The organism is Gluconacetobacter asukensis (assembly GCF_014174375.1).
Taxonomy (GTDB): domain Bacteria; phylum Pseudomonadota; class Alphaproteobacteria; order Acetobacterales; family Acetobacteraceae; genus Gluconacetobacter; species Gluconacetobacter asukensis.
On the sequence record NZ_JABEQE010000002.1, the window covers coordinates 374291 to 400940 of the forward strand.

20 protein-coding genes, 1 tRNA gene, 1 pseudogene and 1 riboswitch are annotated in these 26650 nt (G+C 66.6%); of the genes and pseudogenes, 10 read left to right on the forward strand and 12 right to left on the reverse strand.

The features are described 5' to 3' along the window. Positions 1-2: 2 nt before the first annotated feature. From HLH35_RS04085 to HLH35_RS04115, 7 genes are all read right to left on the reverse strand, one after another. Positions 3-2597, reverse strand: a complete 2595-nt coding sequence (locus HLH35_RS04085) for an MMPL family transporter (RefSeq protein WP_182977891.1) — start codon at positions 2595-2597, stop codon at positions 3-5. A 229-nt stretch (positions 2598-2826) separates the two neighbouring features. Then, positions 2827-3831: a lysylphosphatidylglycerol synthase domain-containing protein gene (locus tag HLH35_RS04090; protein ID WP_182977892.1), complete on the reverse strand. Its 1005-nt coding sequence runs from the start codon at positions 3829-3831 to the stop codon at positions 2827-2829. 68 nt (positions 3832-3899) lie between these two features. Beyond that, positions 3900-4382 carry a 6,7-dimethyl-8-ribityllumazine synthase gene (gene ribH / locus HLH35_RS04095; protein ID WP_182977893.1) on the reverse strand — a complete coding sequence of 161 codons (483 nt, stop codon included), beginning with the start codon at positions 4380-4382 and terminating at the stop codon, positions 3900-3902. 10 nt (positions 4383-4392) lie between these two features. Beyond that, positions 4393-5643 carry a 3,4-dihydroxy-2-butanone-4-phosphate synthase gene (gene ribB / locus HLH35_RS04100; RefSeq protein ID WP_408870091.1) on the reverse strand — a complete coding sequence of 417 codons (1251 nt, stop codon included), beginning with the start codon at positions 5641-5643 and terminating at the stop codon, positions 4393-4395. Then, positions 5640-6260 carry a riboflavin synthase gene (locus HLH35_RS04105; protein WP_182977895.1) on the reverse strand — a complete coding sequence of 207 codons (621 nt, stop codon included), beginning with the start codon at positions 6258-6260 and terminating at the stop codon, positions 5640-5642. Before HLH35_RS04105 ends, ribB begins: the two co-directional genes overlap by 4 nt. After that, complete coding sequence (gene ribD / locus HLH35_RS04110; RefSeq protein WP_338029287.1) at positions 6242-7297, reverse strand: bifunctional diaminohydroxyphosphoribosylaminopyrimidine deaminase/5-amino-6-(5-phosphoribosylamino)uracil reductase RibD; 1056 nt, start codon at positions 7295-7297, stop codon at positions 6242-6244. Before ribD ends, HLH35_RS04105 begins: the two co-directional genes overlap by 19 nt. 140 nt (positions 7298-7437) lie before the next feature. Further along, positions 7438-7604: riboswitch (FMN riboswitch) on the reverse strand. A 94-nt stretch (positions 7605-7698) separates the two neighbouring features. Continuing rightward, on the reverse strand, positions 7699-7905 hold the full coding sequence (locus tag HLH35_RS04115; RefSeq protein WP_182977897.1) for an entericidin A/B family lipoprotein: 207 nt from the start codon (positions 7903-7905) through the stop codon (positions 7699-7701). Positions 7906-8116: 211 nt separating this feature from the next. Here HLH35_RS04115 and HLH35_RS04120 point away from each other — a divergent pair. Together HLH35_RS04120 and HLH35_RS04125 are read left to right on the forward strand one after the other, a co-directional pair. After that, positions 8117-8773 (forward strand): annotated as a pseudogene (locus HLH35_RS04120) (serine hydrolase domain-containing protein); the annotation flags it as partial. 105 nt (positions 8774-8878) lie between these two features. Further along, positions 8879-9373: a PaaI family thioesterase gene (locus tag HLH35_RS04125; RefSeq protein ID WP_182977898.1), complete on the forward strand. Its 495-nt coding sequence runs from the start codon at positions 8879-8881 to the stop codon at positions 9371-9373. 13 nt (positions 9374-9386) lie between these two features. Here HLH35_RS04125 and HLH35_RS04130 read toward each other — a convergent pair whose 3' ends face one another. Continuing rightward, positions 9387-10274, reverse strand: coding sequence for a S1/P1 nuclease (locus HLH35_RS04130; protein ID WP_246384814.1), 888 nt, complete (start codon positions 10272-10274; stop codon positions 9387-9389). Positions 10275-10485: 211 nt separating this feature from the next. On the opposite strand from HLH35_RS04130, the gene HLH35_RS04135 reads away from it, so the two are divergent. From HLH35_RS04135 to HLH35_RS04150, 4 genes are all read left to right on the forward strand, one after another. Continuing rightward, positions 10486-10562: transfer RNA gene (locus HLH35_RS04135), tRNA-Arg, on the forward strand. 120 nt (positions 10563-10682) lie between these two features. Beyond that, positions 10683-11030, forward strand: coding sequence for a DUF3147 family protein (locus HLH35_RS04140; RefSeq protein ID WP_182977900.1), 348 nt, complete (start codon positions 10683-10685; stop codon positions 11028-11030). A gap of 664 nt (positions 11031-11694) precedes the next feature. After that, positions 11695-14256 carry an HWE histidine kinase domain-containing protein gene (locus HLH35_RS04145; protein WP_246384815.1) on the forward strand — a complete coding sequence of 854 codons (2562 nt, stop codon included), beginning with the start codon at positions 11695-11697 and terminating at the stop codon, positions 14254-14256. Between the two features lie 165 nt (positions 14257-14421). After that, positions 14422-14616, forward strand: coding sequence for a hypothetical protein (locus HLH35_RS04150; protein ID WP_182977902.1), 195 nt, complete (start codon positions 14422-14424; stop codon positions 14614-14616). Between the two features lie 17 nt (positions 14617-14633). Here the strand turns inward: HLH35_RS04150 and HLH35_RS04155 are convergent, their stop codons facing one another. The 3 genes from HLH35_RS04155 to gmk form a co-directional block, all read right to left on the reverse strand. Further along, positions 14634-15269, reverse strand: coding sequence for a LysE family translocator (locus tag HLH35_RS04155; protein WP_246384816.1), 636 nt, complete (start codon positions 15267-15269; stop codon positions 14634-14636). 72 nt (positions 15270-15341) lie between these two features. After that, positions 15342-16865 carry a replicative DNA helicase gene (locus HLH35_RS04160; RefSeq protein ID WP_408870092.1) on the reverse strand — a complete coding sequence of 508 codons (1524 nt, stop codon included), beginning with the start codon at positions 16863-16865 and terminating at the stop codon, positions 15342-15344. A 79-nt stretch (positions 16866-16944) separates the two neighbouring features. Further along, entirely contained in the window at positions 16945-17607 is a 663-nt protein-coding gene (gene gmk, locus HLH35_RS04165) for a guanylate kinase (RefSeq protein WP_182977904.1), read from the reverse strand. A 99-nt stretch (positions 17608-17706) separates the two neighbouring features. On the opposite strand from gmk, the gene HLH35_RS04170 reads away from it, so the two are divergent. The 3 genes from HLH35_RS04170 (at position 17707) to HLH35_RS04180 (ending at position 23308) form a co-directional block, all read left to right on the forward strand. Continuing rightward, a complete protein-coding gene (locus HLH35_RS04170) occupies positions 17707-18525 on the forward strand; it encodes an SDR family NAD(P)-dependent oxidoreductase (protein WP_182977905.1) in 819 nt (272 codons plus the stop codon). A 78-nt stretch (positions 18526-18603) separates the two neighbouring features. Next, positions 18604-19947, forward strand: coding sequence for a purine-cytosine permease family protein (locus HLH35_RS04175; protein ID WP_246384817.1), 1344 nt, complete (start codon positions 18604-18606; stop codon positions 19945-19947). Between the two features lie 37 nt (positions 19948-19984). Continuing rightward, complete coding sequence (locus HLH35_RS04180) at positions 19985-23308, forward strand: efflux RND transporter permease subunit (RefSeq protein WP_182977906.1); 3324 nt, start codon at positions 19985-19987, stop codon at positions 23306-23308. A 132-nt stretch (positions 23309-23440) separates the two neighbouring features. Here HLH35_RS04180 and rfbA read toward each other — a convergent pair whose 3' ends face one another. Further along, on the reverse strand, positions 23441-24340 hold the full coding sequence (gene rfbA / locus HLH35_RS04185) for a glucose-1-phosphate thymidylyltransferase RfbA (RefSeq protein ID WP_182977984.1): 900 nt from the start codon (positions 24338-24340) through the stop codon (positions 23441-23443). Between the two features lie 191 nt (positions 24341-24531). Between rfbA and HLH35_RS04190 the strand changes: the two genes are divergently transcribed. Continuing rightward, positions 24532-26649: a hypothetical protein gene (locus HLH35_RS04190; protein WP_182977907.1), complete on the forward strand. Its 2118-nt coding sequence runs from the start codon at positions 24532-24534 to the stop codon at positions 26647-26649. Position 26650 lies beyond the last annotated feature (1 nt).

The following is a 26650-nucleotide window of genomic DNA, read 5'->3' on the forward strand; positions in this document are numbered from 1 at the left end:
GTCTACCGCTCGTCGATCGCCCGCTTGGGCAGCAATGCCGGTACGAAGATCAGCGTGGCCAGCAGGGTGCAGGCCAGCGATAGCAGCAGCAGCCTGCCCATGCTGGCGGTGCCCGGATGGTGCGACGCCGCCAGCGAACCGAAGGCGGTGCTGGTGGTCAGGGCCGAGAACAGCACCGCCCGCGCCGTGGGGCTCGACAGCGGCGCCCGCACGCCCGCGCGCCAGTTCATCACGAAATAGATGTTGAACGACACACCCACGCCCAGCAGCAACGGCAGGGCGATGATGTTCGCGAAATTCAGCTGTTCCGGCACCATGATGATCAGGATCACCGTCATCAGCGCCGACAGCAGCAGCGGCGCCAGCACCAGGGCCATGTCCAGCACGCGGCGCAGCGCCACCAGCAGGATCACCGCGATCATGCCGATAGCCGACAGCGCGGCGAAGACGAAGGCCCGGACCATGGTGGCGGCGCTCTCCACCACGTCCACCGCCGGGCCGCCGGCATCGGGCGCGACGCTGGTGATTTGGGTGACGTAGCGGCGCAGGTCGGCATTGCTGTCCATGCCCGCCTTGGGATGCACCGAGACGATGGCGCGGCCGTCGGGCAGCAGATAGTCCTGCCGGATCGACGGCGGCACGTCATCCAGGGTCACGGCATGGGCCCCCAGCATCTGGCGCAACTGGTCGAGCTGCGCGGGCAGGAAGCGGACCAGCGCGGTATTGGCCGCCATCAGCCGCTCGTCCGGCGCGTGCGACAGCCGATCCAGCGCCGACTGGATACGGCGCAGCGGGTCGTGCGGGTCCAGCCGGTCCAGCACGGCGCCCAGATCATGCGCCGCCTTGGCGGCCGAGGCGCGCAGGGCAGCGGCATCCGGCGCCGGGCGCGGGTTGGGCACCACCAGCGTCGGCAGCAGGATCGACGCCGCATCCTGCACCATCGCCAGCTTGGGCGTCTGGTCGGCAGGGACCAGCGTGCCCAGCCACATCGCATCATCCACCATCGGCAGGCGCGACAGGCGGTCGGCCAGCGTCTGGGCCTGGTTCAGGTCGGGCACCAGAACCTCCGCGCCATAGGGCGAGGATTGCGGGTCCTTCATCAGCAGCTTCAGGGTCAGCATCCCTTCGGAATGCGGGTCCTTGGTATGCAGCGGGTCGGCATCGAAGGTCAGCACCGGGATCAGGGCCGCCCCCAGCACCGCCAGAAAGGTGAAAACGCTGAGGATCTGGGTGCGATAGACGCGCACCGCGCGGTCCGCCGGCCGGGCGAAGGCAAAGCCCGCCACCTGCTGGTCGAGCGGCGGATGGAACAGCAGCAGCAGCGCCGGCAGCAGCGTGACGGTGCAGATAAAGGCGATCAGCATGCCGAAACCGGCGATCAGCCCCAGCTGCGCCACCCCGACAAAGGCGGTGGGCGTAAAGGCCAGGAAGCCGGCCATCGTCGCCATGGCGGCCACCAGGATCTGGTGGCCGGTTTCCTCGCCGGTATGTTCCAGCGCCGTCCGGATCGGCGGAATCTGGCCCGAGGGCAGGCGCTGGGCGCGGAAGCGCACCGAGAACTGGATCGCGAAATCAACCGCGATACCCACGAACAGCACCGCGAAGGCCACCGAGATCAGGTTCAGCGTCCCGACCGCCAGGGCGGCAAAACCGGTCGTCAGGATCAGCCCCACGACCAGCGTCACGACGATGGGCACGATGATCCGCCAGCTGCGCACCGCCAGGAACAGCCACAGGGTGACCAGCACCAGCGACCCCACAAGCCCTGCCACCATGCCCTGGGCAACTGTGGCGAATTCCTCGTCATTGATCTGCACATCGCCGGTGATATGGACCCGCGCATGGCCCGAGCGCACGAATTCCAGCCCGGCGATCGCCTGGCGCATCGCGTCGCTGGCCTCACCCCCCGGCTGGAACGATCCGTAATCCAGGCGCGGCCGGGACACGACGAAGACATATTTACCGGCCAGGTCGGCCAGGCTGCCAGCCAGCATCCGCTCCCACGACAAAGGCTGGGGGGTGCCGTCGGCGGCCTGTTCCAGCGTGTTGGCAAAGCCATTCAGCGCCGGCTGGAAACTCTTCAGGTCGGCCTGCCCCTGCGACACGCCCAGCGCGATCAGCGACAGCGCGTCGAACAGGCCGCGCCCCGACGGATCGGCCGCCAGGCCGCCCAGGAAGGGTTGCGCGGTCACGGTCGTATCCAGCACCGAAGCCAGGCTCTTCTGGTCCAGGAACAGCAGCCCGTTGCGCACCAGATAGGGGTCGTCCTGCGGGATCGTCACCGACATGAAGTGTTTGGTGTCATGGCGCAGCCGTTCGGCCAGTTCCCGCGCTGTAACCTGCGCCTCTTCCGGCAGGTCGGCGTCGATGACCGCCACCATCTGGTCCTGGTTCTGGGGAAACAGGCGCGCCAGCTCGTCCGACCGCTGTTTCCACGGCAGGGTGGACGAAAACATCGTCCCCGTATCGGTCGTGACCCCCAGCCGCTTCATACTGCACAGAACCGCTCCCCCGACCAGCAGCGCGAACAGCACCAGTGTGAGCACGGCATGGCGGGCACAGACCGCCACCAGGCGACCGATCGGAATGGACGGCATGATTCGTAATTCAGCCCTTGAGATGCGGACGGCGCGACTGCAACGAAGGCGATGCCACGCGATGGGGGATCGTTTGACCCATGATGACGGCCGGATGCAAGGCGCATGTTCGGCATGCCGCCTTGCCCGTCAACGCAGGTGAAGTCGTTTCGGAACGCGCCAGAGCCTCAGGGCAGAAGAAAAACAACAGGTTAAGGCAAGGTGTGGCCCCAGGGCCGCGCCAGGACCATCAATGGCCCGGCAGGCCGACGCCATGGTCCAGCTTGCGGGCCGGCCCCTGCCAGTGGGTTTCCATCCACTGCCAGCCGGCCAGCGCCGGCAGGCCCCAGGCAATCTCGCGCAGTCGCTTGATCAGCGACAATCCGATGGAAACCGCCGGCGGCAGGCCGCACAGGCTGCCGATCAGGATGAACCCCCCTTCGGACACGCCCAGGGCACCCGGCACGGCAAAGCCCACCGATTTGGCCGCCTGTCCCACGCTTTCAATCACGAAACCGTGGGCAAGCGAGCGATCCTGGCCCATGAAATGCAGGATCAGACACACCTCGACCGCCCCCAGCGACCAGGCGACAAGCTGGGCGAAACCCGCCCGCACCGCATGGCCCGGCGCCGTGTACAGCCCCATGATCTCGCCATGCAGGCCGCGAATGCTCTCGACCCCCGTCCAGCCCAGATGGGCGGCAATGCGCACCAGCAGCCGCTCGACGACCGAAACCGCGCCCAGGCACTGGCTGCCCAGGAACACCGCCCCCAGCAGCAGCGCGACGCCCGCGCTCTCCACCAGTTCGTCCGTCACCGATGACCGCTTGACCAGGCACAGCAGCAGCCCCAGCCCCAGCAGGGTAAAGATCACCTGGCTCAGCAGTTCGATCGTCAGGTCGCAGATCGTTGCCGCCGCCGCCCGGCGCAGGCCGGGCCCGCGCCGCGCCAGCAGCCGGGCAGAGATCACTTCGCCCCCCACCTGGGCCACCGGCAGCAGATTGTTCACGCCCTCGCGCACGCAGCGCAGCGCCACATAGTCCCGCAGCTTCAGCTGGGGTTCATCCCGCCCGGCGATGATCTGCCACGACCGGGCGGAGAGCAGGACCTGAATGGCATGAAACACGATCGCGGCCAGGATTCCCCAGCCGCCGACCATGACCAGATGCAGGATGGCATGCGCGCCGAAGCGGGACAGCAGCCAGAGCGTGAGCGCCATGCCGAACAACCCGGCGGCCAATGTCACCAGCTTCATCCCGTGCCCCCGCGTTCCGGCCCTGCCAGACCCTGTGCCGGCCTCCGCCGGCATGCGGGGGTAGCGTATCAGCCCTTGATTTTGCGTATCAAGGCCAGACTTTCCACACAGGCCGCCGCAGCCTCGCGTCCCTTGTTATGTTCGTCGTCGCGCGACCGCAGAAAGGCCTGCTCGTCGGTGTAGGTGGTCAGCACGCCGAACGCCACCGGCACTTCGGTGGCCAGCGAGGCCTGCATCAGCCCCACCGCGGCGCCCAGGCTGATGAATTCGAAATGGGCGGTATCGCCCTTGATCACGCAGCCCAGGCAGATCACCCCCTCGTACCGCCCGGTGCGGGCCAGGGTCTGGGCCAGCAGCGGCAGTTCATAGGCGCCGGGGGCATACAGCACATCCTCGTCCGCGACGGTGATGCCGTGCTCGCCCAGCCATTCCAGCGCACCATCGCGCAGGCCGTGGGTCACCGTCTCGTTGAAGCGGCTGACCACGATCGCCAGGCGCGGCGGCCGGGCGAAGGTGAGGTCGGGCGAGGTAGAGGGCTTGTTGGTGCTCATGGTCCGTTTCTTACTCCGCCGCTGCGTCGATCGCGGCAAAAAGCTGGTGCCCCATGCGGGTGCGCTTGGCATCCAGATAGGCGCGGTTGAAGGGGTTGGGCGCGATTTCCAGCGGCACGCGCTCGCGGACGGCAAAGCCATGCTGCTCCATCGCCGTGACCTTGGCCGGGTTGTTGGTCATCAGGTCCAGCGTCCGCACCCCCAGCGCGCGCAGGATCGCCCCGGCCGCCGTCCAGTCGCGCGCATCGGCCTCGAAGCCCAGCCGGTGGTTGGCATCCACGGTGTCCAGCCCGCGATCCTGCAAGGCATAGGCGCGGATCTTGTTGGCCAGGCCGATGCCCCGTCCTTCATGCCCGCGCAGATACAGCAGCACCCCGCTTTCGGCCGCGCCGATGCGCGCCAGCGCGCCCTGCAACTGGGCGCCGCAATCGCAGCGCATCGAGCCCAGCGCATCGCCGGTGACGCATTCGGAATGCAGCCGCACCAGCGGCACGGCGCCGCGCCGGCCGGGGTCGCCCTTCACCAGCGCGACATGCTCCGTCCCGTCAGCGGCACGAAAAGCGTGGATCACCAGGTCTTCGCCGCCATAGATGCTGGGCAGCGCGGCCTGTGCCACCTTCTCGATCCGTGCTTCCGACGTGGCGGTAGCAGCGGCCTCGCGCTCCCGCAGCCAGTCCACCAGTTCCGCGATCGACAGGATCGGCAACTGGTGGCGTTCGGCATATGGGCGCAGGTCGGACATCCGCGCCATCGACCCGTCCTCGTTCATGATCTCGCAGATCACGGCGGCAGGCGCCCGGCCCGCCAGGCGCGCCAGCTCGATCGACGCCTCGGTGTGGCCGTTACGGGCCAGCACCCCGCCGGGCACCGCGCGCAGCGGAAAGATATGACCGGGCGAGACCAGGTCGGCCGGTCCGGCATCCGGCGCCACCGCCGCCTGGATGGTCCGGGCCCGGTCGGCGGCGGAAATGCCGGTATCCACGCCCTCGCGCGCCTCGATCGAGACCGTGAAGGCGGTCTCGCGCGGGCTGGTGTTCACCCGCGTCATCATCGGCAGGCCAAGCCGCTCGACCAGTCCGGCCTCCAGCGGCAGGCAGACCAGTCCGCGCGCATGCGTGACCATGAAATTGATCGCGGCGGGCGTGACCAGATCGGCGGCCATCACCAGGTCGCCCTCGTTTTCCCGATCCTCGTCATCGACCAGGATCACCATGCCGCCCGCGCGGATCGCCTCGATCGCCGTCCGCAGCGTCGGGCTCATGACCGGTACTGACATAGTGTCTCCACATATTTTGCGATCACATCCACCTCGACATTTACCGCGTCGCCGGGGGCAAGCGTGCCCAGGCTGGTATGGGTCCAGGTGTGGGGAATGATCATCAGGGCCACGGGGAATTCGTCCGGCCCGGCGTCCGCCGTGCCAGCCGCGCCGATCTCGTTCAGCGTCAGGCTGATGCCGTCCAGGGTGATCGATCCCTTTTCGACCAGATAGCGGCGTAGCGTCATGGGAATGGCAAAGACCACCCGCCGCGCCTCGCCGGCCATTTCGACCGACACCAGGCGCCCGGTGCCGTCCACATGCCCCTGCACGATATGGCCCGACAGCCGGGTGGCCGGGGTCACGGCACGTTCCAGGTTCACGCGCCCACCCTCGGCCAGGCGGCCCAGGCTGGTCCGTTCCAGCGTCTCGATGCTGATGAAGAAGGACGCATTCCCCGCCGCGTCGAATGCGGTGACGGTCAGACACACGCCGTTGACCGCGATGCTCTCGCCCATCGACAGGTCGCCGATGCCGGTCGCGATCGCGACATGCAGCGCGCGGTCGCCACGCCGGGCCTGCGTGACGGTGCCCAGATGTTCTATGATGCCGGAAAACATGCTTCCCCTTCAGGCGCCGTCAGCGACGCCGCCAGTTCCGGGAACAGGCGCAGCGGCGTGTCCGTCCCCATGCGAACGGCCACGTCCAGCCGCTCGGTCCCATCCGGGCCGACCCCGATGGTCAGCCAGTCATCCCACAGCCCCGCCGCGCGCAGCGCCGCCAGCAGGCCGGGCCCGGCCTCGACCAGGGCCCACAGCACACCCGCCGCGCCCAGCATCTCGGGCAGGCGGGTGATGTCATCGCAGATCCATACGTCGAATCCCCGCGCGGCCGCGCTCGCGCGCCAGTCCGCCGGTACCCGGCCCTTGCGGTCGCAAACAGCCAGCAGACGGGGCGCACGGTCCGCATGATCGGCCACCCGGCGCACATCCAGCCCCGGCCGGTCGGCCAGCACGGTGCCGCTGCCGGTCACGATCGCGTCGGTCGCCCGCCGCAGCCGGTGGGCCAGCGTCAACGCGGCATCCGATGTAAAGGTGGTCTGCCCGGCGGGCGGGATCATGGAGCCGGAGGCATCCACCGCCTGCTTGACCGTCAGCCACGCCCGCCCGGTGCGCGACCAGTGGGCGAACGGCGCGATCAGCGCCCGGCACGCGGCGGCCGGTTCCGCACCCTGGTCCAGCACGTGCACGGCACATCCCCCGGCACGCAGGCGGTCGATGCCACCGCCGGCGACACGCGGATTGGGGTCGGCCACGCCCACCCACACGGTGCGGATCGGCGACGCCAGGATGGCTTCCGAACACGGGCCGGTGCGGCCGGTATGGTTGCAGGGTTCCAGCGTCACCACCGCGATGGCGGCGCGCGCCATCAGTCCCTGTTCGGCACATTGGCGCAGGGCCAGGGCTTCGGCATGCGGCATGCCCGCGCGATGATGGGCGGCGATGGTCAGGATGTCGCCATGCCGGTCGAGAATGGCGCAGCCGACGGGGGGATTGGGGGCGGTGGCGCCCACGAACCGCGCGGCCTCGTCGATCGCGGCGCGAAAGGCGCGCGCGATCAGCGGCCACGCAACAGGGCAGGGCAGGGCGGCAGGCACGGATCGGCCGGGCGGGGCATGCCCCGCTCCATCAGACTCCGCATTGACCGCAGACATAGCCAAAACCAATGGTCCCATCCAGCGGACGGACCCGGGGCACACCAGCCCGACGACACGCCACGAATGGCGCGCCTTGCGGACATCGTTCTCTCTCATCCGGACTATGACCGTCGGCTCCGGAATCACACCGGATCTGCTGTCCCCGCCCGGCCACAGGGCCAGACGGGCGCTCGCGGGCTTATGCGCGGCACGATGGCCGGGCGCAATTACCGCCGGTGGGGATTTTCACCCCGCCCCGAGAACGTCAGTTCAGCCGGCTACAGGAACCGGCACATCGACAGTATTGGGCAAGGGCCCGCAGGAATGCAAGAGGCATGCCTGCGGGCGCCTCCGCCCGACGGTTATCGTTCCGACGCGCCGGTCGAGTGGGTTATCGCCTTCTGCGACGCATTGGCCCCCCGCGACACGTCATGCCCGACCGAACTGACGTCCTGCCCGGCACCGCGCATCGTATTGCAGGCCGACAGTCCGGCCGACAGGCCCAGCATGGCGACGACCAGCAGGGCGGTACGGGCCATGCCGGAAGCGGGGAAATGTGACTGGTCCATGGAAGCCTCCCTCATGGATTGATATTACTCAAGAAACCCAGGTGACGGCCGAGAGTTCCCGATCGCTCTCCGGCCCGGCCGCAACCCCCTGGCGGATGGAGCATGCCGAGACGATGAGACATTCCGGACGACGGACGATCCTGCAGACAATGCTGGCCGTGGGCGGGGCAGGGCTCGCGGCCGGCTGCGCCAGCCCCCCATCCGGGCGGTTCGCTGCGGTCGACCGGCCGGCGAGCGGTTCGTCTACAGCGACATCAATTTCATCACGCTGGGGCTACTGGTCGAGCACCTGTCACATCAGAGCCTCGCCCAGTATGAGCAGACCCGCATCCTCTCTCCGCTGGGCATGGCACACTCATGCTTCCTCCCGCCCCCCGCCTGGTACCCCACCATTGCCCCCACCCAGTTCGACGAACATGGCGCGATGCTGCGCGGTATCGTCCATGATCCCACGGCCCGGCGCATGGGCGGCGTGGCGGGCCATGCCGGGCTGTTTTCCGACGCCGCCGACATGACCGTCTATGCCCAGGCCCTGCTGGACCGCCGGGCTGGCCGCCCCAGCGCCTTCCCTCTGAAACCCGAAACCCTGGTACTGATGACCACGCCGCAGCAACCGCCCGGCAAGGATGATTTGCGGGGACTGGGCTGGGATATCCGCACGCACTATTCCTCGCCCCGGGGCGATGTGTTTCCCGTAGGTTCGTTCGGTCATACCGGCTTCACAGGCACCTCGCTGTGGATGGATCCCGACAGCGACAGTTTCGTGCTGATCCTCACCAACCGGGTGCATCCGTCGGGCGGTCACAGCATCGTGCGCCTGCGTCACGATGTTGCGACCGAGGCCGCCCGCGCCCTGCTGGCGCACTGACAGCGGATCGCCTGACACCATATCCCGGTTCTAACGGCATCCCTCTCGATGGAGAATTCCGATGGCTTCTTTCACCATCACCCCGCTCATTCTGGCAGGACGTACATGACGACCTCTCCTGATCCGACCGGTGATATCCTGCCGCCGCCTCCCGGCTTCGTTCCCCTGCCAGACTCCCTGGCCAGTGGTTTCAATGTCGCAAGCGGTGGCTTTCTGGTCGCTCAGGAAGCGGGCGCGCTGATTGGCGGTTTTCGTGTAACCGCTGCGTGCTGCAATCGGGCGGGCTTCTGTCATGGCGGCAGGCTGGCGACCGTGTGCGATATCTTCCTGGCGCTGGCGGTCGTCTTTCGGGAGGATCTGCGCGACGATTTCTTGCCCACCGTGTCGCTGACGATGGATTTCATGGCGCCGGTAGCCCGGGGTGTCTGGGCCGAATTGCAGGCGGACACGCTGCGCATCACCCGCAGCCTGGTCTTCGCGCAGGGGCTGGTAACGGTGGATGGCATCCCGGCCGCGCGTGCCAGTGCCGTCTATCACCGCACCCCGCCCGCCCGCGACAGTGCGAATTCCATGGGCGCGATCCTGCGCGCCCTTCTGTAATGGGACGCCGCCTTTAGTGGGCTGCGGTAACCGTCGTGGGGTCGAACGCACGATTGAGCAGCAGGGCCAGGCGGACTCCCGCCTTCTTCAGCTGTTCCGTGACGACACCGCGCGCCATGGCGTCATATCCCGGCGGCAGGGCCATGGGGGCGGCGTCCTGCTGGCATCCCGGAGGTGAGCCGAGGCTGTATGCGTCAGCGCGGGCCAGTTCGAAATTCTCCAGGACCCATGCCTTCGGATCGCCCTGTTCCCATCCCTGTTTCTGGCCGGTGGTGATTTCGTGGAACAGTTGCTCGGCCAGGTGCTGCGCATTCGGATCGACTTCCGACACCGCCACGGTATCCCAGTAGCTGTGCAGGTTGACGGTGCGCGGGCCGCCCAGTGCCAGACGCACGCAATTGCCGCCCTTGTCGTGATTGTCGGCCGCATGCAGCGGCTGATGCATGTCCGCCACGAAATGAACGACATATTTCAGCGCCAGAGCGCGTTCGTCCGGGCTGGTCGCCGGATCGGCGAGTTCATGTTCGAAGGCGTCCAGACGGTCGATGACGCAGTCCTTTGCCGGCCCGGCGCTGGCGGGCACCGAGGAGGCAGGAAAGCCATGGCAGGCCGATGCCAGGTCGGGATGATCGATCTCGATATCGACGAAGTGCCACTCCCCGGTTTCGGGATGCGTGCGGCGCCAGACATCCGCCCAGACCGCGCGTGACATCAGGTCGGACCCGGTGAGGGTGTCATGGTCGCTGGCCAGGATCGTATCGACGGTGTGTCGGCTGGCGGGCGTCAGGTAATCCCAGGCCAGGGCCGCGATCACCTGATGGCCCTCGACGCCCCATGCGCCGGCTTTCTGCGGCACGGCCAGAAATCCCAGCAGCAGCGAAGCCGCCCCGATCACGCCCATGCCCGCGCGCCTGCTATTTCTCCACACCCGGTCGGCCATGCTTCCCCCTCGCCGCTTTCACCCGTCCGGTGCCCACCGCCGGAAGGTGGCGGTACTCTGCCATGCCCGCTCGCCCTCTGGAACCGCATCCGGCTCTTGTCATGGAGATGAAAAAAATCGCTCAAGGGGGGTTGTCGTTTCCCGACCTCTCGGTTAAACAGCGCCCCACGACGCACCCGTAGCTCAATTGGATAGAGCACCAGACTACGAATCTGGGGGTTAGAGGTTCGAGTCCTTTCGGGTGCGCCATTCTCCTTAAAAATCAGATGCCTGGTTCTCGGTATTCGAGGGGTGGACTCTTGCGGGCTTCGCCGGTCTCATGCCCGGGAAGGGCGTGGCACGCGTGAGGCGGAAGAAGGGCGAGGTCCGATGTTCTTCGTGCTCAAGGCGGCATTGTCCGGCATCATCATTGCCGTGGTTTCGACCGTAGCGCGACGGTATCCTGGCTTCGGCGCCCTGATCGCGTCACTCCCGCTGATTTCGATATTGGGCATGCTCTGGCTCTGGCAGGAGACCCGGGACCCGGTGCGGATGGAGGCCCATGTCAGTGCCACCTTCTGGTATGTCATCCCGTCGCTGCCGATGTTTCTGCTGATTCCGTGGATGATGCGGCATGGCCTCCCTTTCTATGGCGCGCTGGCAGTGGGATGCGGTGTTACAGTATTGCTTTACGGACTGAGCGTGTGGTGCGCGGGACGAATGAGTATAGGCTTGTAAGAACGAAATGCTGCGCTGATTTCTTGTCTTTCTGAAGAAAGGCAAAAAAATTCTCGAATTACCTGAAATTTTTGATTCTTTAAAAAAGAATATAATACTGCCATCATGACCCAATCCGGCATCGTGGATATTCATAATATTCTCTATAGATGCCTTGGGTATTGGAAAAAATCGGCATGATCTGTCGCCGAGCTTGTGTCCGGAAATGGTGGCGGAATAGGGCGCCCTGAAAAGAAATGTGTGCCATAATGAAACGAGCCGCGGTCGTTGCCATGGTCGCATTTGCGCTGTCAGGTTGCGCGTATTCTGCTGCTCGGCACGATGACCCTCGTGCTGTCCTGTTTCGTCACGTGGATGGGGACCCCTCCGTGGACGGGTCTGCCGGCATGGCGGACGACGGCAAGATGCATGGCCAGGTCACGTTGGGCGTGGCTTCAGGTTCCGGCCGGGGTGCGGTACCGATGAGTTCCGCCAATGTCACGAATGTATTGCCTGGCGTCAGCATCGGGGAAACGTTGTGGGGGCGGTAGGGTTGCGATGGGTATGAGGGAGGACGCCAGATGGCAGGCAACAGGGTCCCTGGTCTATCGGGATGGCGAACGGATGGGCACGCGGCGGGCCGGACCTGGCGGCCACCCATCGGGGCGCAACCGCGAAGCACCTCATGACGAACAGTGATGACGATCGGCGCTTTTGCCACCAGGCGGACCTGACCGATTGTGATTGCGAACCTATCCATTTGCCGGCTCATATACAGCCCAATGGCTGTCTGCTGGCATTCTCCGAGTCCGGGCATTGCCTGACCCGTTTCTCTGAAAACGCGGCCGTCGGTCTGAATCTGCCGGCGCTTCGGATCGGCATGTCCCTCGGGGAATGCGTCGGGGCGGCCGAGGCCTCGATCCTGGGCTTGCCGTTCTGCAAGCATGTTGGCCGGCCGGCTATCTGCTTCGATGTCGAACTGCCGACCGGCCTGCGCCGGGACGTTACCGTTCACCGCACGGGAGACGAAATCGTCATCGAGTTCGAGGCGCCGGCGCCAGCAAGGCTTCACGCGCATCTGGCCGCGCAGCAGCGCATGGTCCTGGAATGCCTGCGCGACCCGGCGGATGTTCGGACCCTTCTGGAAAACGCCGCCACGGCGCTCCGCGAGGCGTTCGACTATGACCGCGTGATGATCTACCGCTTCGCTCCGGACTGGTCGGGCCAGGTCGTGGCCGAAGACCGGAAGGACGGACTGGAGAGTTTTCTCGGACAGCATTTTCCCGCCAGCGACATGCCCGTGCAGGCTCGGGACCTCTACAGGTGGCTGCTGATCCGTGTCATCGGGGATGCGCTGCTCCCTTCCGTTGCGCTGGTCGAGGAGGCCGGACTGGCAGCGCTGAACATGTCGTTCATGCATCTGCGCGGCATTTCGCATGTCCATTACGAATATCTGGCCAACCTGGGGGTACGCGCCTCCATGTTCCTTTCGCTGATCGTCGATGGCGCCCTGTGGGGGCTGGTTATCTGCCATCATTACACGCCGCGTGGGATGTTCATGGCGGAGCGGATCGCGGCGAAAATGCTTGGCGAATATCTCGCCCTGCAGATCATGGGCCTTAACCGTTCCCGGAGGCTCAGCCTGGTGCGCGATGCGCATCTGTTCTTTTCCCGCCTTATCAGGGACGCTTCGGGTACGGCGGGCCTTGCCCATTATACCCATGGCCACCTGCCTGAACTGCTGAAGCTCCTGCCCTGTGACGGCGGTGGTCTCTGGAAGGATCGGCAGTGGCACATGTCAGGACTTGCCCTGCCGGAAGCCGATATTCGGATGCTGCTGGAGCATGCCGGAACGGCCACGACCAACCAGATCTGGTACACCGACAGCCTGACCCGTGACTGTCCGGGCTTTGCGCCCACCGTGCCCGATCTCTGCGGCGCCATGATCATCCCCGTGTGGCCGGAGCAGGAGGACTGCCTGATCCTCTTTCGTCGCGAGATCATCCAGACCGTCAAATGGGGTGGCGACCCGGCCGGGACCTATCAACCCTGCTTTCGCGGTCCGCGCTTTCCCCCCCGCAGCGGTTTCGAGGTCTGGACCGAGGAAGTCCACGGCCGCTCCGCGAGTTGGACGGCCGACGATCTTGAACTTGCAGCGCAGTACCGTTCCGCGCTGATGGAAGTCGTCGCCCGTGCCAGCCAGCAAAAGCTGCAGGAACGCACGCAGGCGGAAGCCATGCAGCGCATGCTGAACGACGAGTTGAACCATCGCGTCAGAAACATTCTGGCCGTCATTCGTTCCCTTGTCTCCCGCCTGCCGGAAGAGGGCGACACTGCTGCCAGCTATCGCGAGATAATCGGGAAACGCATCCACGCCTTTGCCAACGCCCATGATCTTGCTGTCGGCGGCAAGGCGGGAACCTCGTTGCGGGATCTTCTGACCATCGAGCTTGCGCCCTATCGCACCGGCACGAACCCGGTCTCGCTGAGCGGGCCCGACATCCGGCTGAATGGGCGTGCCTTGACCTTTCTCGCGCTGCTGTTTCACGAGCTGACCACCAATGCCGTCAAATATGGGGCGCTTTCCGTGCCTGGCGGGGACCTGCAGGTGACCTGGCAGCAGGATGCCCCGTCCGAGAGTTGCGCGATCCGCTGGCAGGAACGGGGTGGCCCGCCGGTCCGGCCGCCTGAACGGTCGGGCTTCGGCAGCCTGCTGATCGACCGCGCCATCAGCCATGACCTCAAGGGAACGGCGAGCCGTCATTTCGATCCGGAAGGGGTGAGCCTGGATATTCGCCTTCCGTTGGCCGCCATCGTGGAACGTCTGCCCGCCGGCGCTCTTTCTTCTGCTGAAAAGCGGAATGAAGAATCGGGGCCCGCCACCTTGAAAGACCAGAGCATCCTTGTCCTGGAAGACGAATTCATCATCGCGATGGAGCTGGAAGACGTGCTGGGGACGGAGCATGGGGCCCGCGTCCACATCGCGTCGACGCTTCAGGCCGCCTTCGATATCCTGAACAATCACGCGGTCGATCTCGCTATTCTTGATGTCAATATCGACGGGGAGAGTTCCCTGCCCGTCGCGCGGGCCCTGTCCGAACGCGGGATTCCGTTCCTGTTCGCCACCGGCTACGGGTCGGCATCGTCGGCGATTGAAGCGTTTCCGGGCGTTCCGGTCCTTGCGAAACCCTATACGATGTCCAGCGTTGTCGCTGCTCTGGGTAACATGATGCGTCGCGGTGCCTGACGGAGACCGTTGCGGCAGTCTTGTTCTTTTTTGAAAAAAAGAACCAAAAAACTTTGATTCGTTCAGGAGCCTTGTGCTTGCGGCAGAGAATGTCCCTGAACGGATAAAAGTCTTTTTGCTTCTTTTTCTTCAGAAAAAGAAGATATCCTTAATGAGGGGCATCCAATGCGAATCCTGACGTTCCTGGCCATAGCGGCCATGGCGGTCTCGCTCTTGGCTTGCGAGGAGCCACGCCACGACGGTCGGCGCGGATATCACGGCGATCGTGGCGGCGGATGGGGTGGTGGCGGATACCGCCAGGATTCCGGCGGCGATGGCCGTGGCGGGTATGGTGGCGGCGGAAGACCCGGCGGCTATTGAGAGCCGCCGGCGGGCTTTCAATGCCTGTCGGTCAGGGCCAGCTTGAGGCCGAAGCCCATGAAGATGCAGCCGGTCAGGCGATCGAGCTGCCGCACGACGGCGGGGCGTGAAAGAATGTGGCTGAACGGAACCGTCAGGGCGACGAGCAGGGACAGCCAGGACATGGACATGACGACCTGGAGGCCCGCCAGCACCAGCGAGAACAGAATCACGTTGACGCCGTGGGGAATGAATTGGGGCAGGAACGTGATGTAGAAAATCCCGACCTTCGGGTTGAGGATGTTGCTCATGAAGCCCTGCCGGAAGCCGGCGGCGGGTGACAGTTTGCGGGTTGCTTCGGTGGCGTCCTCCGAAAAACCCGTGCGCGGGCACAGAAGCATGCCGATCCCGAGATAGAACAGATAGGCGGCACCGGCCCATTTCACGATATTGAAGGCGAGCGTCGAGGCCGCGAGCAGCGCCGTCAGCCCGAACGCCGCGCTGACGCCCCAGACCAGCAGCCCGCCCGTGATCCCCAGCGATGCGCCCAGCCCGCTTTTTGCCCCCGATATGGTCGAGGTGCGCAGGACGGTTGCCGTGTCCAGGCCGGGTGACATCGTGAAAATGGCCGCCGATACCGTAAAGGCGGCCAGGGACATGGTGATGGTCTGCATGGACGTCTCGACGGGCTTCGCCCGGTTGCAGGAAGGGAAACGATATTTCGGATCGGGTGACGATCCTGATGGTTACGACGGCGGGTATCCGCCTTCGTGGACCAGGTCCAGATCGCCGAAGCGGGTGAATTCGCCCTCGAAGAACAGGTGCACGGTGCCGGTGGGGCCGTGACGCTGTTTTTCCAGAATCAGTTCGGCCCGGTTGTGCGCCAGGTCCATCTTGCGTTGCCAGTCTTCCAGCGCCGTCTGGTATTTTTCGGTCGAATCGTAGGCCGTTTCCTTCGGCTGGCGCTGTTGCAGGTAATACTGGTCGCGATAGACGAACATCACCGCGTCGGCGTCCTGTTCGATCGAGCCCGATTCACGCAGATCCGACAGCATCGGCCGCTTGTCCTCGCGGCTTTCGACCTGGCGCGACAGCTGGGACAGCGCGATCACCGGTACGCTGAGTTCCTTGGCGATCGCCTTCAGTCCCTGGGTGATCATGGAAATTTCCAGCACGCGGCTTTCCGGCCGCGTGCCCACCGAGGGGCGCATCAGCTGGAGGTAATCGACCACCACCAGGCTCAGCCCCTTGGTGCGGGCCAGCCGGCGGCAGCGCGTGCGCATGGCCGACAGCGAGATGGCGGGCGTGTCGTCGATATGCAGCGGCAATTGCGCCAGTTCACGCGTGACCTGGACGAAGCGGTCGAATTCCCTCTGCCCGATCTCGCCCCGGCGGATGCGTTCGCCCGATACGCTGGCCTGTTCGGACAGGATACGGGTGGCCAGCTGCTCGGCCGACATTTCCAGCGAGAAGATCGCCACCGACCCTTTAGGCTGGGTGCCGGGCGGCGCGTCCTGGGCCTCGCGCATCAGGGCGCGGGCGGCGCTGAAGGCGATCTTGGTGGCCAGCGCCGTCTTGCCCATGGCGGGGCGCCCGGCCAGGATCAGCAGGTCGGACGGGTGCAGGCCGCCGGTCTTCTTGTCCATGTCGCGCAGGCCGGTCGTCAGGCCCACCACGTCGCCGGTACGGTGGAAGGCCTTTTCGGCCACGTCCAGCGCGTCGGCCAGGGCACGGTCGAAGCTGGTGAAGCCGCCATCCTGCCCCTTGTCGGTGGCCAGGCGGAACAGCGCCTCTTCGCCCGCCGCGATCTGGTCGACGCCGTCCAGTTCCGGACGGGCGCCGAAGGCGTTGTTCACCACGTCCTCGCCGATTTCGATCAGCTGGCGGCGCACCCAGGCATCGTGGATCACCCGGCCGTAATCGCCGGCATTGATGATGCCGACCATCGCCGTCAGCAGGCGGGCCAGATAGGCCATGCCGCCCACCGGCTCCAGCACGCCGGAATGTTCGAACTCGCCGCGCAGGGTGACCGGGTCGGCCAGTTGCCCGGCCTCGATCCGCCGCGCGATGGCATCGAAGATCCGGCCGTTCACCGCGTCGGCGAAATGGGCGCCGGTCAGGAAGTCCGACACACGCTCATAGGCGCGGTTGTTGGTCAGCAGCGCGCCCAGCAGGGCCTGTTCCGCCTGCATGTTGGCGGGGGGCTGGCGTTGGGTCAGGCCCAGCAGGGAGCCGTCCCCGGCGCGGGACTCGGTCTGGGGTGTATCGATCTGGTTCACCCGTCCATCCTAGCAGACAGGAGGGTGACGACACAGGGGCCGATGCGTGACGGCATGGTCGACGAAAGATTCAGCCTTCGAAACTGGCGACGAAGCCGGGGAGGCCCTTCTGGCGTGCTGTCTGGAGCCGGGCCGCGACCAGGATCGACCGGGCCTCGGCAATCGCCTGGTCCAGGTCGGAATTCACGATGACGTGGTCGAATTCCTGCCAATGGGCGATTTCGTCGCGGGCCGCCGTCATGCGCTTGGCGATTTCCTCCGGATGATCCGAGGCGCGGCCGTGCAGCCGTCGTTCCAGTTCCGCCAGAGAGGGCGGCAGCACGAACAGGCTGATCACGTCGTGGGGCAGTGCCGCGCGGATCTGCCGGTGGCCCTGCCAGTCGATATCGAAGACCATGTCGCGCCCTTCGGCCAGGGCGGCCTCGACCGGGCCGCGCGGGGTGCCGTAGCCCCGGCCGAACACGGTTGCCCATTCCAGCAACTCGCCGGTCGCGGCCATCTGCTCGAACTGTTCCATGGTGCGGAAATGATAATGCACGCCGTCGCTTTCGCCCGGGCGGGGCTGGCGGGTGGTGACCGAGACGGAATGCAGCAACTGGGGCTCGGCCGCGCGCAGGGCGTTGGCGATGGTCGATTTTCCCGCACCCGAGGGCGCCGAGATCACCAGGCAGACCCCGCGCCGCGCCACCTGCGGCCGGGCGGACGGGCCCTGTCGTTCCCTGCTGGGCGTCATCGGCATATCCCTCTCGATCCTGGTCCGTTCCGATACAGTTCCGCGCCGGCCCGGCACGGATTTGCGGTCTTTTATCAGGCAGTCTCTATTCTGGCGAATATGAAACGGGACATGATTCTGATCACCGGGGCCTCGTCGGGCATCGGGCGGGCGATCGCCCTTCAACTGGCGGCCCCAGGGGTTGTGCTGCATCTGGGCGGTCGCGACGCGGGCCGGCTGGATGCGACGGCGCGGGACTGCGCCGCGCGTGGCGCGCGGGTGCTGACCCGGCGCCTGGATGTGCGGGACGCGGACGGCATGGCGGCCTGGATCGGTGGGGCCGGGCCGCTGGACCTCGTCTTCGCCTGCGCCGGCATCACCGCCTCCACCCAGCCGCGGCCCGCCGGCGCGCCGCACGAGCCTGCCGGGCAGGTGCGGCGGGTGCTGGACGTCAATCTGGGCGGGGTGATCAACACCGTGCTGCCGGCGCTGGACGTGATGGGCGGGCAGGCGTCGGACGGGCAGGGGGTGCGCGGGCGGGTCTGCGCCATTGCCTCAGTCGCCGGGCTGGTCTCGTTTCCCGGCACGCCGTCCTATTGCGCGTCGAAGGCGGCGGTAGACCGGTTCATGGTCGCGACGGGGGGCAATGTGGCGGGTGACGGCATTCTGCTGACCAGCGTCTGCTGCGGGTTTGTCCGCACGCCGATGGTGGCGGCCAACGATTTTCCGATGCCGGGCCTGACCGAGGTCGATGAAGCTGCCGCCGCGATCCTGCGCGGGGTCGCGGCCGGCCGGCGGCGGATCGTCTTTCCGTGGTGGCTGGTGGCCGGGTCGCGGCTGATGGATCTGCTGCCGCCGCGCTGGGCCGAGGCTTATTACAATCGCCAGCCGGCCGGCCAGGCCGGGTCGATGCCCGAGACGGGCGGCATGTCGTCCTGACGGACGGCTTGCCACCGGTGTGGGTTCACGCCACGATTGCCGCGGCGTCATCATGATCGGGGGTCCGGACTGTTGCCGATGTCCTTTCTGCGTCCCCCTTCCATGGAGGAGCTTGGCGCCGCCGCCGTTTCCCGCCCGGTCGCGCCCGAACGCAAGACCATGCCCATCGACCGGGTGTTCTGGAGCCATTTTTCGCCCAATCTCGGCCCCGGCGGCTGGGTGACGGGGGCGTTGCTGGTCTCGCTGGGGCTGGATTTCCGCTTCGGCCTGCTGGCGATCGTGATCGGCAATGTGGTCGGCGCGCTGCCGGTGGCGCTGGCCGCCGCGATCGGGCCGCCCACGGGACTGACGCAGATGGAGGCCTCGCGCCGCGCGCTGGGGCGGCTGGGCGTCCGTCCGCCGGCCTTTCTCAACTGGATCTACTGCGTCGGCTGGGACGCGGTGAACAACGTGCCCGCTGCCACGGCGCTGATCGCGTTCCTGTCGATCGTGGTTGGTGCCGCGCCGCCCTTCTGGCTGGCGCTGGGCGTGCTGGCCGCGCTGCAGATGGTGGCCAGCATCTATGGCCACGACATGGTGCAGGCGTTGCAGAAATATCTGGGCGCGGCACTGCTGGCGGCCTTTACGGTGATCGGGCTGCAATCGGCCTGGCATGGGGTGGCGCTGCCGCATGCGGCGCATCCGCCCGCGCTCGCGACCATGCTGCTGGCGGTGGCGATCCTGGCCAGTTTCAACCTGTCCTGGGCGTCCTATTCATCGGACTATACGCGCTACCTGCCGGCGGAGACCCCGCCGGGGCGGGTGGTGTGGCTGGCGCTGGCCGGGTTGCTGGGCTCTGCCGTGCCGTTCCAGATCCTTGGCCTGCTGACGGCCGCCAGCATCGCCGAGCCGTCGCCGACGGCGGTGATTGCCAGCCTGCAGCACGCGGCGGGCCCGCTGGGGCCGATGGTGCTGGCCGTCATTGCCCTGTCGTCGATCACGGGCAACGCCTTCAACGACAATACCGCCAGCTACAGCCTGATTTCGGCCGGCGTGCATATTCCCCGGGTCCTGGCCGCGATCGTCACCGCCCTGCTGGGCTATGGGCTGGCGGTGGCCGGGGCCGGGCGGTATGCGGCGCTCTATACCGATTATCTGGTGGTGACGATGTACTGGATCGCGCCATGGATCGGAATCGTGCTGGCGGACTGGTATTTCGGCGACCGCACGGTGCATCCGGTTCCTCCAGGCTGGACGCGCGGGGCGACCATCTTCATGATCGTTTCGGTGGCGACCATCCTGCTCTTCTCGACAAGCCAGCTTTATACCGGTCCGGTCGCCCGATGGTTGGGCGGGGCCGATATCGGCTATTATGTGGGCTTCTTCGTCGCGGCATTGTGGTACGGCCGGAGCGGGGCGCGCCCTCGGGGGGTGGAAAGCTGATGCACAGGCCGTCGTCATCCGCTATGCGCATTCCCGTATGAACCCCTGCCGTCCTTTTATTCTGCGCCCGGTGACGACGACGCTGATCGCGCTCGCGCTGGTGCTTGCGGGTCTGTTCGCCTACCGCGCGCTGCCGGTCGGGGATCTGCCGAACATTTCGGTTCCCGTCATCTATGTGGTGGCGACCCAGCCGGGGGCCTCGCCGCAGCAGATGGCGACGTCGGTCACCACGCCGCTGGAACGGCGGCTGGGCCAGATTGCCGGCATCAGTTCGATCGAATCGGATTCGACCGACAGCACCGCCTTCATCCTGCTGACCTTCGACGACAGCCGGAACATCGACGGCGCGGCCAACGACGTGCAGGCGGCATTGCGCGCGGCGATGCAGGACATGCCGACCACGCTGCAGCTGGTGCCGCAATACTGGAAGGCCAATCCGGCCGACAATCCGATCATGATCATGGCGCTGACGTCGGACAGCCGGCCGATGGCCGATCTGTACGATGTCATGAAGACGCATCTCCAGCCGATGCTGTCGCAGATCAAGGGCGTGGGCTGGATCGAGATCGCGGGCAGTTCGGCCCCGGCCGTGCGGGTGGAGATGAATCCCTACCCGCTGTTCAAATACGGAATCGGCTTCGAGGATATCCGTTCGGCCCTGGCCTCGGCCAACGCCAACACGCCCAAGGGCTATATCGATGTCGGGCCGCAGCGCTACACGATCGCGACCAACGACCAGGCCCGGCATGCGGCGGAATATCGCGACCTGGTGGTGGGGTACCGCGCTGGGCGGCCGGTGCGGCTGGCCGATGTTGCCTCGGTCGTCGATGGGGTGGAGAACGAGCGGCAGAGCGGTTATTTCAGCGGGCATCGCGCGGTCATGGCCGTTATCCGGCCGCAGCCGGGCGCCAACGTCATCCATGTGATGGACGAGATCCAGGCCCGTATCCCCAGCATGCAGGCCGCCCTGCCGTCGGGCATCACGCTGATACCGGGCATGGACCGGTCGATCACCATCCGGGCCTCGCTGACCGATACGCAGGTTACGCTGCTGATCTCGGTGCTGCTGGTGGTGGGGGTGGTGCTGGTGTTCCTGCGCGCGCCGCGTTCGACCCTGATCCCGGCGGTGACGGTCCCGATCTCGCTGGCGGGTACGCTGGCGGTGATGTACCTGCTGGGCTTCTCGCTGGATACGCTGTCGCTGATGGCGCTGACGATCGCCACCGGCTTCGTGGTTGATGATGCGATCGTGGTGGTGGAGAACATCGCCCGCCACATGGAAGACGGGATGCCGCGCCACGAGGCCGCGCTGCTGGGCTCGGGCGAGATCGCCTTTACCGTGCTGTCGATCACCATCGCCCTGGTCGCGGTGTTCCTGCCGCTGCTGCTGATGCCGGGCACGCCGGGCAAGATCTTCTTCGAATTTGCGATGACGCTGGCCACTGCCGTCACGGTCTCGCTGTTCCTGTCGGTCACGCTGACGCCGATGATGTGCGGGCTGTTGCTGGATGTGGCCCATGGGGCGCCGCTGCCCGCCGATGCGTCGGCGCTCCGGCGGGGCCTGCGCCGCCTGTCGGACGGGTTCGAGGCGGTGTTCGAGGCGATTTTGAACGCCTATGTCCGCTCGCTGGACCGCGCGCTGCGGCATCGGTGGCTGATCCTGGCGACCCTGCCGCTGAGCCTGGTGGCGACGGTGGCCATTATCGTCGTGATGCCCAAGAACATCATCCCCAAGGAGGATGTTGCGCTGATCGTCGGCTATTTCCGGGGTGACGAATCCGGGTCGTTCCAGAAAATGGACGAGAAGATCCGTGCCGTCAGCGCCGCGATGATGGCCGACAAGGATACGGAATCGGTGGCGGCCTTCTCGGGCGATACGCGGGTGGAGGGCCAGGCCTTCGCGCAGCTGATCGGCAAGCACGAACGCAGCGACGGGCCGGACGAGATGATTGCCCGCGTGCGCGAGCGCCTGAAGGGGCTGGCGGGGGTGCGGCTGTCGCTGTTCTCGGCCGGGGATGTGAATGGCGGCGGCGGCCGCCAGCAGCAGGGTGCCTATCGCTACGTCCTGCGCAGCGACAATGCCGAGCAGATCTATGAATGGACGCCGCGCATCGTCGATGCCCTGAAGGGCAGCAAGGTGATGACCGACATCACCACCAACCTGACCGACCATGCGGTCGCGACCCATGTCGACATCGCCCGCGATACGGCCGCGCGCTACCTGGTGACGCCGCAGCTGGTCAGTCAGGCGCTGTTCGACGCCTATGGCCAGCGCAGTGCCTCGAACATTTCCACTCCGCTGGCCACCTATCATGTGGTGATGGAGGTGGCACCGCCCTATCGCCAGTCGCCCGACATCATGCAGGCGTTCCGGGTTTCGACCTCGGGCGGGACCGCCGGGGGCGGCACGGTATCCAACACGGTACGCGTGCCCACCCCCGATACGGGCAGCACGTCGAAGGCCACGTCGCTGAGCCAGCAATCCTTCCGCAACGCCATCGCCAACCGCCTGGCGGGCGGGGCCGGGGCCTCGAGCGGGTCGGCCGTGTCGTCCAGCATCGAGACGATGGTGCCGCTGCCGGTGGTGGCCGCGATCGGGGAGCGCCCGACCTCGATCTCCGTCGGGCATCGTGACGGCTTCGTCTCCGGTGCCATTTCCTTCAACCTGGCCAAGGGGCGGTCGCTGGACGAGGCCACGGCGGAAATCCGTGCCGCGATGGTCAGGCTGCATGTGCCGGCTTCGATCCAGGGCGGCTTTACCGGCCAGGCGGCGCAATTCCAGACCGCGCTGATCAACGAGTTGCTGGTGTTCCTGGCCGCGCTGGCGACGATGTATGTCACGCTGGGTATTCTGTACGAAAGCTATGTGCATCCGCTGACCATCCTTTCCACCTTGCCGTCGGCGGCGGTGGGGGCGGTGCTGGCGCTGTGGGTGACCGGCGAGGAATTCTCGCTGATCGCGATGATCGGGGTGATCCTGCTGGTGGGTATCGTGAAGAAGAACGCGATCCTGATGGTGGATTTCGCGCTGCATGCCGAGCGTGACGGCAGCATGTCGCCCGAGGAGGCGATCCGCGAGGCCTGTGCCAAGCGTTTCCGCCCGATCCTGATGACGACGCTGGCCGCTGCCTTCGGGGCGGTGCCGCTGATCCTCAGCGGTGGCTACGGGATCGAACTGCGCCGCCCGCTGGGCATTGCGGTGGTCGGCGGGCTGCTGATGAGCCAGCTTCTGACGCTCTACACCACGCCGGTCGTGTATCTGCTGCTGGAGCGTATTCGGGCGTGGGTATCGCGTCAGGCTTCGCGCCGCTGGCGGGGGCATATTCGGCCGGCTGATATGCGGAATCGGCCGGTTGGATAAGAGGTTCTTCTTTTTCTGAAGAAAAAGAAGCAAAAAGACTTTTGTTCGTTTTGGGCCGTCGTGTGGCCCAGCATAAAAACTCCTGAACGAATCAAAGTTTTTTGGTTCTTTTTTTTCAAAAAAGAACGAAGACTATGCCGGGATCGGCAGGGGAGCGGGCGGCTCGGCTGGTCCGGCCATGTCCTGCAATTGCCGGCCGAGTTCGGTCTTGAACACGCTGCGGGCGATCTCGCGCAACTGGTCGCAATCGATGAAGCCCATGCGGAAGGCGACTTCGGCGGGTGACCCGACCAGCATGCCCTGCCGGGACTGGATGGTCTGCACGAACATGCCGGCCTGGAGCAGGGCGTCGGGGACGCCGGCATCGAGCCAGGCGCAGCCCCGGCCAAGCTTTTCGACCTGCAGCGAGCCTTCCTCGAGATAGATCCGGTTCAGGTCGGTGATTTCCAGCTCGCCCCTGGGCGACGGGCGGATCTGCCGGGCGAAAGTGCTGACGCGGGCATCGTAGAAATACAGGCCGGTGACCGCCCAGTGCGAGACCGGATGGGTGGGTTTCTCGACCAGGGTGCTGGCGCGGCCCTCGGCATCGAAGGTCACCACGCCGTAGCGTTCGGGGTCGCGCACCTGGTAGGCGAACACCGTTGCCCCGCTGTCGCGCCTGGCCGCCCCTTGCAGCAATACGCTGAGATGGTCGGCGAAGATCAGGTTGTCGCCCAGCGCCAGGGCGCAGGGGGCGCCGGCCAGCCAGTCCTCGGCGATCAGGAAGGCCTGGGCGATGCCGTCGGGGCTGGGCTGGGCGCGATAGCTGAAGCGCACGCCATATTGCGCCCCGTCGCCCAGCAGGCGCTGGAACTGCGGCAGGTCGTCGGGCGTGGAGATGATCATGATGTCGCGGATGCCGGCCAGCATCAGCGTCGATAGCGGGTAGTAGATCATCGGTTTGTCATAGACCGGCAGCAACTGCTTGCTGGTCGCCAGCGTCATGGGGTGCAGCCGCGTGCCCGATCCACCGGCCAGCAGGATGCCCTTCATCCCGGTTTCGGTCGTGCGGTCGTTTGCCGCCGGGATGTTCGCGCGATAGGGGTGCAGGTGCGACAGGTTGGTCATCGGGGTGGGCTCCGATCCGGGGTTCCGCATGGTTCGCTCTTTTCCTGGTGGTCGGTGACGCGATTGCCGCGCCGGGGGCCTGCGCGCATAATGATGATGGCAACAGGGATTTGTGAGTGCTCGCCGAACGATTGACCCATGACCTGGCCTGCGTCCTCGAACGTCCCGACCTGCGCGTGATCGCGGGTGGACGGCGCATCGGGCTGGATACGGCGCTGGCCGGGCCGTTCGTGGTGCGGGCCGACGGGATGGTGGTGCTGGGGGCGCCGTGCCTGATGGCGCCGGCCTGTGCGCCGGTCGTGTTGCGTCATGCGCTGGAACTGGCCCGGCTGATCGAGGCCGTGCCCGAGGATGCGGTGCTGGCGGGGCTGTGCGCGGCCCGGACGGCCGCGCTGTTCGCGGAACTGGATGGGCCCGAGGGGGCGCCCGGACCGGACTGGCATGCTGGCATGGCGGCTGCCAATCCGCCGGGCATTGCCCGGTTGCAGCAGATCTGGGGCGAACTGGCGCCGTTGCAGCCGCCGGTTGCCCAGGAATGTGCGGGGGAGGGGGCATTCGACCGGCTGGCGGCCCGGCTGGAGGCATTGTGGCCGCTGCTGGGGCCGGCGGAAAAGCTGATGGCCGAAGGTGGCGATGCACGGCTGGCGATCGACCCGGCGACCGGGCTGAATCATTACGGCTCGTCCCACCGGCCGCGGCCTTGGGCTGTGACCTATGCGTCCTCCACCGCGTCCTCGGTGTCCGAGCGCGGGTTTGCGGGGGCCGAGGCGGCGCGGGTGCGGCTGGTGCAGGGTGGTCTGACGGGGAAGGGGGCAGAGGTCCGGGCCGGCATGGTCGCGGAGGTTCGTCGCCGGATCGCGGAGCATTACGGGATGACCGGGGCCGAGGGCGTGGTCCTGGCGCCGTCGGGGACCGATTGCGAATTGTATGCCCTGGCCCTGGCGATGCTGGGTTCTGGTGGACATCCGGTCAGCAACATCCTTCTGGCCCCCGAGGAAACCGGGAGCGGGGTACCGTTAGCGGCAAAAGGTTGCCATTTCGCGAACGACACGGCGTTGGGCGCGCAGGTACAAAAGGGCGGGCTGATCGCGGGGTTCCCGGCGGAAACGCTGCTGCTGTCCGTGCCGCTGCGCCGGCCGGATGGGGCGGCGCGCACGGGGGCCGAGATCGACCGGGATTGTATCGAACTGGCGCGGCGGGGCTGGCGGACGGGGCGGCATGTGCTGCTGCACCGGCTGGACCTGTCCAAGACCGGGCTGCTGGCGCCGGGGCTGGAGATGCTGGACCGGCTGGCCGATGCGGCCCGTGCCGACGGCGCGGCGGTGCCCGATATCGTGGTGGATGCCTGCCAGGCGCGGCTGGACCCGGCGCGGGTGCGGGCCTATCTGGACCGGGGCTGGATGGTGATGGTCACCGGGTCCAAATTCTTCACCGGGCCCCCTTTCTGTGGTGCGCTGCTGCTGCCGGAAAATGTGGCGACGCGGCTGCGCGGCGGGGGGCTGCCGCCCGGTCTGGCGGAGTACTGCCATCGCGCCGCGTGGCCGGAGGCGCCGGCGGCGCAGGTGCTGCCGGTGGGCGAGAATGTGGGGCTGATGCTGCGCTGGTATGCCGCGCTGGCCGAAATGACGGCGCTGCGGGAGATTCCGCGCCCGGTGGTGCGGGCCCGGCTGGCGCGGTTCCTGACCGCGCTGGAAGCGGCGATCGATGCCGACCCGGACCTGCGGCGCCTGCCGGTGCCGCATCCGGCGCGGCCGCCTTTGGCCGATGCGTGGGATGATCGGGGTACCATCCTGAGCTTTTTCGTGCGCGATCCGCTGGCGGCGTCCTCGTCCGGCGATGATGTCGTGCCGCTGGCGTTGGAGCCCGCGCGGGCGCTCTATCGCTGGCTGAATGCCGACCTGTCGCGGGTGGTGCCCGAGGGGGCGGATCGTGCCTTGGCGGGTCTGCTGTGCCATGTCGGCCAGCCGGTGCCGCTGCCGCACCCCATGCTGCGTGGCGGGGTGGCGGGGGCGCTGCGCCTGTCGGCCGGGGCGCGGCTGGTTTCGGGCGAGCCGTCGCATGACGGGCTGGTGCCCGATCTGCGCATGGATCGGGAAATTGCCGATGCGCAGCGGGTTCTGGCCAAGATCGGGCTGATCCTGCGCTATTGGGAGACGCTGGCGGCGGCAGACCCGGTACAGACCTATGCGCCGCTTCCGGCTATGGAGACAGGATCACCCGTCCCCCTGCCCTGAT

Coding starts and splice junctions, on each gene's coding strand:
- HLH35_RS04085 (WP_182977891.1), bottom strand. CDS start 2,597: ATGCCGTCCATTCCGATCGGTCGCCTGGTGGCGGTCTGTGCCCGCCAT.
- HLH35_RS04090 (WP_182977892.1), bottom strand. CDS start 3,831: ATGAAGCTGGTGACATTGGCCGCCGGGTTGTTCGGCATGGCGCTCACG.
- ribH (WP_182977893.1), bottom strand. CDS start 4,382: ATGAGCACCAACAAGCCCTCTACCTCGCCCGACCTCACCTTCGCCCGG.
- ribB (WP_408870091.1), bottom strand. CDS start 5,643: ATGAGCCCGACGCTGCGGACGGCGATCGAGGCGATCCGCGCGGGCGGC.
- HLH35_RS04105 (WP_182977895.1), bottom strand. CDS start 6,260: ATGTTTTCCGGCATCATAGAACATCTGGGCACCGTCACGCAGGCCCGG.
- HLH35_RS04115 (WP_182977897.1), bottom strand. CDS start 7,905: ATGGACCAGTCACATTTCCCCGCTTCCGGCATGGCCCGTACCGCCCTG.
- HLH35_RS04125 (WP_182977898.1), top strand. CDS start 8,879: ATGACGACCTCTCCTGATCCGACCGGTGATATCCTGCCGCCGCCTCCC.
- HLH35_RS04130 (WP_246384814.1), bottom strand. CDS start 10,274: ATGGGCGTGATCGGGGCGGCTTCGCTGCTGCTGGGATTTCTGGCCGTG.
- HLH35_RS04140 (WP_182977900.1), top strand. CDS start 10,683: ATGTTCTTCGTGCTCAAGGCGGCATTGTCCGGCATCATCATTGCCGTG.
- HLH35_RS04145 (WP_246384815.1), top strand. CDS start 11,695: ATGACGAACAGTGATGACGATCGGCGCTTTTGCCACCAGGCGGACCTG.
- HLH35_RS04150 (WP_182977902.1), top strand. CDS start 14,422: ATGCGAATCCTGACGTTCCTGGCCATAGCGGCCATGGCGGTCTCGCTC.
- HLH35_RS04155 (WP_246384816.1), bottom strand. CDS start 15,269: ATGCAGACCATCACCATGTCCCTGGCCGCCTTTACGGTATCGGCGGCC.
- gmk (WP_182977904.1), bottom strand. CDS start 17,607: ATGACGCCCAGCAGGGAACGACAGGGCCCGTCCGCCCGGCCGCAGGTG.
- HLH35_RS04170 (WP_182977905.1), top strand. CDS start 17,707: ATGAAACGGGACATGATTCTGATCACCGGGGCCTCGTCGGGCATCGGG.
- HLH35_RS04175 (WP_246384817.1), top strand. CDS start 18,604: ATGTCCTTTCTGCGTCCCCCTTCCATGGAGGAGCTTGGCGCCGCCGCC.
- HLH35_RS04180 (WP_182977906.1), top strand. CDS start 19,985: ATGAACCCCTGCCGTCCTTTTATTCTGCGCCCGGTGACGACGACGCTG.
- rfbA (WP_182977984.1), bottom strand. CDS start 24,340: ATGAAGGGCATCCTGCTGGCCGGTGGATCGGGCACGCGGCTGCACCCC.